7 protein-coding genes and 1 pseudogene are annotated in these 7,529 nt (G+C 66.4%); 2 read left to right on the plus strand and 6 right to left on the minus strand.

Going from position 1 to position 7,529, the window contains the following annotated elements; translation table 11 throughout:
- Positions 1-76: 76 nt before the first annotated feature.
- A complete protein-coding gene (locus ACFZCP_RS40060) occupies positions 77-1,513 on the minus strand; it encodes an aldehyde dehydrogenase family protein (RefSeq protein ID WP_391439872.1) in 1,437 nt (478 codons plus the stop codon).
- Positions 1,514-1,890: 377 nt separating this feature from the next.
- On the opposite strand from ACFZCP_RS40060, the gene ACFZCP_RS40065 reads away from it, so the two are divergent.
- A complete protein-coding gene (locus ACFZCP_RS40065) occupies positions 1,891-2,559 on the plus strand; it encodes a TetR family transcriptional regulator (protein ID WP_391439876.1) in 669 nt (222 codons plus the stop codon).
- Between the two features lie 165 nt (positions 2,560-2,724).
- On the opposite strand, the gene ACFZCP_RS40070 is transcribed toward ACFZCP_RS40065, so the two are convergent.
- The 3 genes from ACFZCP_RS40070 to ACFZCP_RS40080 all read right to left on the minus strand — a co-directional run bounded on the left by ACFZCP_RS40070 (position 2,725) and on the right by ACFZCP_RS40080 (position 5,588).
- Positions 2,725-3,687 carry a nitronate monooxygenase gene (locus tag ACFZCP_RS40070; protein ID WP_391439881.1) on the minus strand — a complete coding sequence of 321 codons (963 nt, stop codon included), beginning with the start codon at positions 3,685-3,687 and terminating at the stop codon, positions 2,725-2,727.
- 195 nt (positions 3,688-3,882) lie between these two features.
- Positions 3,883-4,194, minus strand: coding sequence for a hypothetical protein (locus ACFZCP_RS40075; RefSeq protein WP_391439887.1), 312 nt, complete (start codon positions 4,192-4,194; stop codon positions 3,883-3,885).
- 464 nt (positions 4,195-4,658) lie between these two features.
- Positions 4,659-5,588 carry an alpha/beta hydrolase fold domain-containing protein gene (locus ACFZCP_RS40080; RefSeq protein ID WP_391439892.1) on the minus strand — a complete coding sequence of 310 codons (930 nt, stop codon included), beginning with the start codon at positions 5,586-5,588 and terminating at the stop codon, positions 4,659-4,661.
- A gap of 108 nt (positions 5,589-5,696) precedes the next feature.
- Here ACFZCP_RS40080 and ACFZCP_RS40085 point away from each other — a divergent pair, with 108 nt between their 5' ends.
- Positions 5,697-6,143, plus strand: coding sequence for a MarR family transcriptional regulator (locus ACFZCP_RS40085; RefSeq protein WP_391439897.1), 447 nt, complete (start codon positions 5,697-5,699; stop codon positions 6,141-6,143).
- 362 nt (positions 6,144-6,505) lie between these two features.
- Here the strand turns inward: ACFZCP_RS40085 and ACFZCP_RS40090 are convergent, their stop codons facing one another.
- Positions 6,506-6,973 carry a VOC family protein gene (locus ACFZCP_RS40090; RefSeq protein WP_391439902.1) on the minus strand — a complete coding sequence of 156 codons (468 nt, stop codon included), beginning with the start codon at positions 6,971-6,973 and terminating at the stop codon, positions 6,506-6,508.
- Between the two features lie 413 nt (positions 6,974-7,386).
- A pseudogene (locus ACFZCP_RS40095) lies at positions 7,387-7,529 on the minus strand (IS5/IS1182 family transposase); the annotation flags it as partial.

Raw genomic sequence — 7,529 nt, forward strand, 5'->3', positions numbered from 1 at the left:
GCTGGTTCCTCCCTCGTCCGGCGGGCGGCCGTCGCCTGGACTCGTCCGAGCCGGGCGACGGATGCTAGCCGTCGTATCAGGGGTGGTAGATCGACTGGACTTGCTGGTATGCATGAAGCCCCTCGGGCCCCAGTTCACTGCCGAGTCCGCTGGCCTTCCTGCCTCCGTAGGGGGAGGTGAGGTCGGGCAGATAGCCGTTGAGCCCGACGGTGCCGGTCCGGAAACGGCGGGCCACCTGGGCGCCGTGGTCCAAGTCCGTGGTCCAGACGGTGCCGGCGAGGCCGTAGGGCGACTCGTTCGCCAGGCGCACCGCCTCGTCCTCGCCGTCGTAGGACGTGACCGTGAGGACCGGGCCGAAGATCTCTTCCTGCGCGATGGTCGACGAGTTCTCGACGTCGGCGAATACGGTGGGTTCTACGAACCAGCCTCGGTCGAGGCCGGGCGGCCGACCTCCTCCGGTGGTGAGCCGAGCCCCCTCGTCGAGACCGGTCTTGATGTAACCCAGCACGCGTTCGCGCTGGCGCCGGCTGACGAGCGGGCCGATCTGGGTGTCGGGGTCGAGTGCGTCACCGACGACGGCGTCACGGGCCATCGCCGTACAGAACTCGACCACTTCCCGATACCTGCTGCGGGAGGCCAGGATCCTGGTACTCGCGTAACAGGTCTGACCGTTGTTCAGCAGACTGGCCATGAAGAACTGTTCTGCGTTCGCGGCGAGGTCGGCGTCGTCGAGGACGACGGCGGCGGACTTGCCTCCCAGTTCCAGGGTCACCGGCCGCAGCAACTCGGCGCATGCGGCGGCCACTTGGCGCCCGGCTCTGGTGGATCCGGTGAACGACACCTTGTCGATGCCGGGATGGGAGACCAGATACGCGCCGGCGTCGCGGCCGCCCGGTACGATGTTGATCACGCCGTCGGGGATGCCTGCTTCCTCGACCGCCTCCGCCAGGAGCACCGAGTCGAGGACCGCCTCCGGCGCCGGCTTGAGGACGAGCACGCAACCGGCCGCCAGAGCCGGGGCTATCTTGAAGAAGGCGATGGTCTGAGGGAAGTTCCAGGTCATGACGGCGGCTACGACGCCGACGGGTTCCCGGCGGACCAGGGTGGTGCCACGGGGCAGTCCGGTACGCACTTCCTCGCACGGCATGCTGCCGGCCAGACCGGCGTAGTAGCGCAGCAGGGCTGACGGCACCACACCTTCGAAGGACCGGGCGACAGTGATCGGCATGCCGTTCTGCGCGCTGACGGCGGCGGACGTCGCCCCTTTCCTGGCATCGAGCGCAGCGCCGAGACGGATCATGGCGGCCGCGCGACGTTCCGTGCCCCAGGAGGCCCAGCCCGTCGGTGCGTCGAATGCGGCACGAGCGGCCCCGACCGCCCGGTCGATGTCGTCGGGGGAACCGTCCGGCACAGCACCGAGGTGATCGCCGGTACTCGCGGATACGGCCTTGATGACACGGTCACCGGACGCGCGTACCCAACGGCCGCCGATGAACAGATGGTTGGGATCCATGGTGAACTCTCCCCACGGCATGGCCTTGGAGCCACAGCACTCCGTGGTGTTCGATACGTGGATGACCAGAGGGCGCGAGGCTGCTCAACGCGGCACGCAGGCTGCTGCCGGTCATGACTTTCTTACGCCGTGGCCCAGCGCGTCGAACCCGCGGGTGGGCCACATCTGTGCCGCCCCTTGCGGCTGGTAGCGGCCTCGCCAGGAGCGTTTTCGCGGCTCACGACTGAATGAAATCGACATTACACCTATCTGGGGTAATCTGTCACCAGATGGAATAATACGGCGAAAATGCTGTGGCTGCCTCCGGCAAGGGTCGGACCGACGGCTCAAAACCCCCACGAGGCCACTGAGCATCGCGGTCGGCAGGCCGGGCCCCGGTGCGTGACCTCGCAAAACGGGCAGGACGCCTCAAGGAGAGGTGGCACATTGTGCGGACATATGGCGGAGCCACGGCGGAAGAGCGCGCTTCGCTCCGCCGTCGGCGCCTCATGGAAAGCGGTCTCGAGCTGTTCTCCAGCCAGGGATACGCCCACACCTCCATCCGTGCGCTACTCCGCCACGCCGGACTGAAGGACAGGTACTTCGCGGAGAGCTTCACGTCCCTCGACGATCTCATGGCAGCGCTCATGAGAGACATCTACGAGGAACAGATCACCCGGTGCGCCGAGGCGATCGGCACAAACCAGCCGCTGCGCGACCGGGCACGAAACATGATCGACGTCATCACCGGGCTTCCTCTGGAAGACCCGAGAAAAGGGCGCGTCAAACTCACGGAATCCCTGGGGGCCGGTCCCCTCACAGCACGCGAACGGCGTCTGGGCCTGCAGCGCATGAGCGGCCTCGTCAACTCCCTCCTGAAGGAAGGGCTCCATGATCCCCGGATCGACACCGCCACCCTGTCCGTGGCCGTCGTGGGCGCGGTCAGCGAGATGCTGCTGAGCTGGTTCAACGGAGTCCTGGACGTCTCACGGGAGGAACTGGTGGATCAGGGCCTCCTCCTCTTCGAGGCCATCACCGAGCATGTCCCGGCACCATCACGAGAATGACAGAACAGCCCCCGTCAGCGGCTCCCGGAGACCGTTCGCAACCATGGGTTGCCCAAACGCGGCCGACCGCACCCACCGGCATTCCGCCACCTCCCTGCCGGTGGCGACTCAGGCGTTCACGACCGGGTCGTCGAGCTTCGTCGCCGCACGCTAGCGCGGGGCTCGTCAGCTCAGCAGCGATCGAGGCCGTGTGGCCAGGATGGCCTCGGCCTCGTCACCGATCGTGCGGACCACTTCTGCGGCGGGACGGACGGCATCGACGAAGATCGCCGACTGGCCATAGAGAATCTCGCTGGTGTCAGGTTCGGGCGGGCCCTCTATGGGACTGACGTCCCTCGGCGGCGCGAATTCCTCTTTGCGGTCCCGCAGCGTCGCCTCGCGCTCTGACCATTCATCGGTGAACCGATTGCGGCGGACCCGTTCACCGATGGTCGCCGGCCAGGGCAGCCCCGACACAATGTCGTAGGCCTGCGTCCATACGGTGTCGCCGCCATCACTCTCGACGATCAGGCGCTTGTGGACATCGTGTACCTCGATCGCTTCGGGCGTGGCGAGGAACGCCGTGCCCAGCCAGGCGCCGTCCGCCCCGGCGGTGAGGACGGCCGCGAGTGTTCGGCCATCGCCAATGCCTCCTGCGGCCAGCACCGGAACATCGGGGTAGCGCCTCACGATCCCGGCCAGGAAGGGCAGGAGGCCCATCGTTCCGGTATGGCCACCGGCCTCGCTGCCCTGCGCCACGAGGGCATCGGCACCCGCGGCGACGGCCGTCCGTGCGTCATCGTAGTTCTGTACCTGGCACATCACCCGGGCTCCTGCGGCCTTGGCGCGAGCAAGCCACGGCTGCGGGTCGGCGAACGAGAGTGCGATGACCTCTGGTCGCTCTTCCAGAGCGGCCTCGAAATGCGGTTCGGTGAAGGGGAGGAACGGTGTGATGAATCCGATCCCGAAGGGGAGGTGAGTCGTGGCACGGATGGTTGCGATCTCCGCACGGATCCATTCAGGCCCTTTCCAGGGATGTGTACCCCCGAAGGAGCCGAGCCCGCCCGCCGCGGAGACAGCGGCGGCGAGTGTTCCGCCGCTGTGCAAGGCCATGGGGGCCGCCATCACCGGGTAGGTGATACCGAACATTTCGGTGAATCTCGTATGCAACATGGATAGACGTTAGCGAATACAGCGCGCCCTGCCCACCAGAAGCGCGCAGTCTCGCCGCGCCAAGTTATTCGATGGTGAAGCGGAACCGCAGGTCGCCTGACCGGGCAGCCGGAGTGTCAGTGGTTTCGTAGAGCTTGTAACACGATCTTGGTGAAGTGTGCTGAGGTTTTCTCAGTGAAGATCATTTCCAGAGACGTTGAGAACAAGTGCGGCGCGGGCTGTGTCGCCGATTCTGCCGGGGCTGAGGGTGACGTGCTTGAGGGTTCGCCAGCGTTCCCTCCGTTCCGCCGCGGTCGGCTCGCCGCGCGCCCTGACGTATCTGATAAGCGCATTCGTGGCGCGGGTTCCTCGGCCCAGGGCGGTCTCGGAGCGGCCTTCGGGGCGGCGTACGGGCGCGTGAATGCCGATGCCGGCGCCGATGGAGCCCTTGTCCGCGAGCGTGGGAAGCCCGTCCGCGGCGGTCTTGTGCAGCGCGGGCAGCACGTGGATACGGGCCGAGGTGAGGTCCCGGGTGGAACCCGGCTCGACGCCGGAGGCCTATAACGGGGGTGCCGTCCGGCGCGGCCAGGAACTGAATGTTGCCGCCGAAGCTCTTGTGTTTCTGGGGGAACCACAGGTCGTTGCCGTTCTCCCGGGCCCGGGCCGGCCGGTCGCAGGAGATCGGCGTGCCGTCCAGCACCACGTGTGTCATCCCTGCGCGCGGCAGGCGCTCAGCCAGGTCTTGCCGGCCGGTTCCTTGATGGTGCGGTTGATCCGGTTGAAGAAGTGGTCAGCGCGATCTCCAGGTTGATCGCGCCGATCTGCCGACCCGGACAGACTCGCGTTCATAGACCTGCCGACCCCGGTGTGACTCCCTACCGGCGAAGGACGCGCATACGCGAAGCGGTCCAGGCCTGATCCCGCAGAGAAGTTGAACTTGCATCACGGGGAGGTCGCCGGGGTCGGTGTCAGTGGACCGGTTCGAGATGGTCGGCGCCCCGGGGCCCGGCGCTCAGGTGGGCGGTGAGGAAGCGGGCGGCGCGGTCGAGTGCGGCGTCCGCCTCGTCGAGGCGACCGTAGTGGTGCTGGAAGACGTGGGGGAGGCCGGGGCCGACTTCGAGCGTGACCTCGACGCCGTCGGCGCCCGCGCGGCCGGCCAGCCGGACCGCGTCGTCGAGGAGCACCTCGTTCGCCCCGACCTGCACGAGGAGTGGGGGCAGTCCGGTGAGGTCGGCGAACACCGGACTGGCCAGGGGATGCGCCCTGTCGCCTGCGCCGACGTAGAGATCGGCGTAGGCGCGCACGTCGGCCGCTGTGAAAATGGGGTCGGCGCTCTCCATGGAACGGATGCTTCCTCCAGCGAGGGTGAGGTCGGCCCAGGGGGAGAAGACGACCATGGCGGCTGGTTGCGGCAGCCCGGCCTCCCGGGCGGCGAGCAGCGTGGCGATGCTCAGTCCGCCACCGGCGGAGTCACCGGCCATGACGAGGTCTTGTGGGTCGGTGCCCGACGCCAGCAGCTCGCGGTAGGCCGCGAGCCCGTCGTCGACAGCGGCGGGGAAAGGGTGCTCGGGCGCCAGCCGGTAATCCACCGACGTCGCGCGCAGCCCGGCGCGGCGGGCCAGCTCACCGACCAGCCCTGCGTGGGTGTCCGGTGAGCCGATGACGTAGCCGCCGCCGTGCAGGTAGAGCAGTCGGCCGCGGCCGGAGGCTTCGGCCGGCTCCAGCTCCAGGGTCGGCCGCCCGCCCAGAACGGTCCTGCGGGTGACCACGCCCTCCGGTGCGGGACGGGTGATGGCCGCGGCGAAACCGCTGCGCTGCTCCTCGGGAGTGGGCCGTATCTCGCTGCGAGGGGCGGAACGGAGTATGGCGTCCAGGGCGTCGCGCTGCTGTCGGGACATGTGGGGCCTCCATGGGTCGGGGTGCGAGGATGGATTCCTGGGAATCCATCTGTCAGACCCTAACCGGATTCCAAGGAAGATGATTCCTGGGAATCTACTGGAGATAATGTGAGCCACATCACCTCGATCTTCACCGATCTGGTCCGCGTCGAGACCCGGCTCTACAACGCGGTGAGCGCCCGGCTGCGCGCCGCACAAGGGCTGGGGCTGGGACAGTTCGAGCTTTTGGAGATCATCGACCGCGTGCCGGGGTGCCGCGTGCTCGACATCGTCGGCGAACTGGCGATCACCGTGGGGGCCGTCAGCAAGGCGGTCGACCGGCTGGTGGCTGCGGGTTGGTGCCTGCGGGTCGCTCACCCCCAGGACCGCCGCTCGTCCGTCCTCCGCCTCACAGCCGCGGGTGAGGAGCAGTTGTCCGCTTCCCGCCCCATTGTCGAAAGCGAGCTCATCTCACTGACCGCGGCGGTTCCCCCTGACGACCTGGCCCGCATCGCCTCATCCCTGGCGATCCTTCGCGCAACCCTGGAGGCCGGCTCCCATGGCCAGCCAGGATGAGGGGACATGACCCGCGAATGGCATCCGCCCCCCTCAGAGTTGAGTGACCCTGCTTAGCCCCGTAAGGCCGACATTACGAATTCAATTTCAGTAGCCTCGGAAAAAACCTCATTGGTTGGAACGATGTGATGATTCGGCCGTTCGGGAGGCTGCAAGTGCTCGGCCGTGGATCGTGGACGGCGATTTGTGGTTCGGCTGAATCGCAACGCGCGGTAGGGGAATGCCTGCGCTATTCTTCGCGGACGGTGTGGTGGGCAAGTAGGAGCCTGCGCAACTGATGAAGCCTGTAAGCCGTGCAGAGGCCCGAGCCTGGTTGGAAGGGGCTCGGGCCGTGTGCGCGCATGCTGAGGTTGTGAGTCAGATCAGGAAGCAGCGCCGGGCAGCTTCTGCGACAGTTCGATCATGTTCCCCCATGGGTCACGGAAGAACGCCAGTCGCCGGCTGATGTCCTCGATCTCGAAGGGTTCACCGATAAGGTCGACACCCCGGCTGGCGAGCTCCGCACGTGCTTCGTCGACATCGTCGACTTGGACGCACATGTGTTGGTAGCCGCCATGCTGCAGACTGACTCCGAGGTCGTCGAGGACCTCGTTCGGGAAGGGTACCGGTCCGGCAAGCAGTTCCACATGGAAGTTGTCATCGTTGGGCGGGCAGAGGTACGCGAGCTTCAGCTCACCGTAGGGCCACTCCTGGAGTACTCGGAAGTCCAGCTTCTCCGTGTACCAAGCCTTCGCCGCGTCGTAGTCGGGAACGCGGATACCAACATGGTGACCGTTGAAGGAAGAAAAGGGGCTTGATGGGTTTTTCGGCGGGTGGGTCGGCATGGGCATCGCAATCACTCCTATCCCTGCTAAACCATCAGAGGATGGCGCGATGAAGCAGACGGTTCAGCCTATCGTGCGGTTCGGTGCGCAAGAATCAAGGTCCAGATATTCGTGATCAGATTCGATGGCTCGCCGTTTAGAGCTGGTAATGCGATGATGATCGTGCTTCTTTAGTCGCATCCAGCAGATGAGGCTGCGTGCCAACGAGACCAAAGCGTCATGGAGTTCTGTTCGGCATACCCAGCGGACTGCGAAACGCTTGAACTGGGTGGAGCAGGGCGAAGGTCTGCTCGACGACGTAACGGAGTTTGCCCACTGCCATGATGCTCGGCGCGCCCTTGAGGGAGGTCGCCAGCAGGATCCGGCGGCGTCGCAGATCACGCCGCACAGCGTTCGAGTCGTACGCCTAAGACCGTGTCCTACGTGGTGAGGCGGGCGTATCGCTTGTAGCAGCAGAGTGCGGCTGCGAGTCCCAGAAAGCCCAGGTAGTTGCGGGGGTTTCGTTCGCAGCGGGGGCTGAGTCGGCGGTAGCCGGACAGCCACGATATCGTGCGCTCGATCA

Source organism: Streptomyces sp. NPDC007971, assembly GCF_042958635.1.
Classification (GTDB): Bacteria; Actinomycetota; Actinomycetes; order Streptomycetales; family Streptomycetaceae; genus Streptomyces.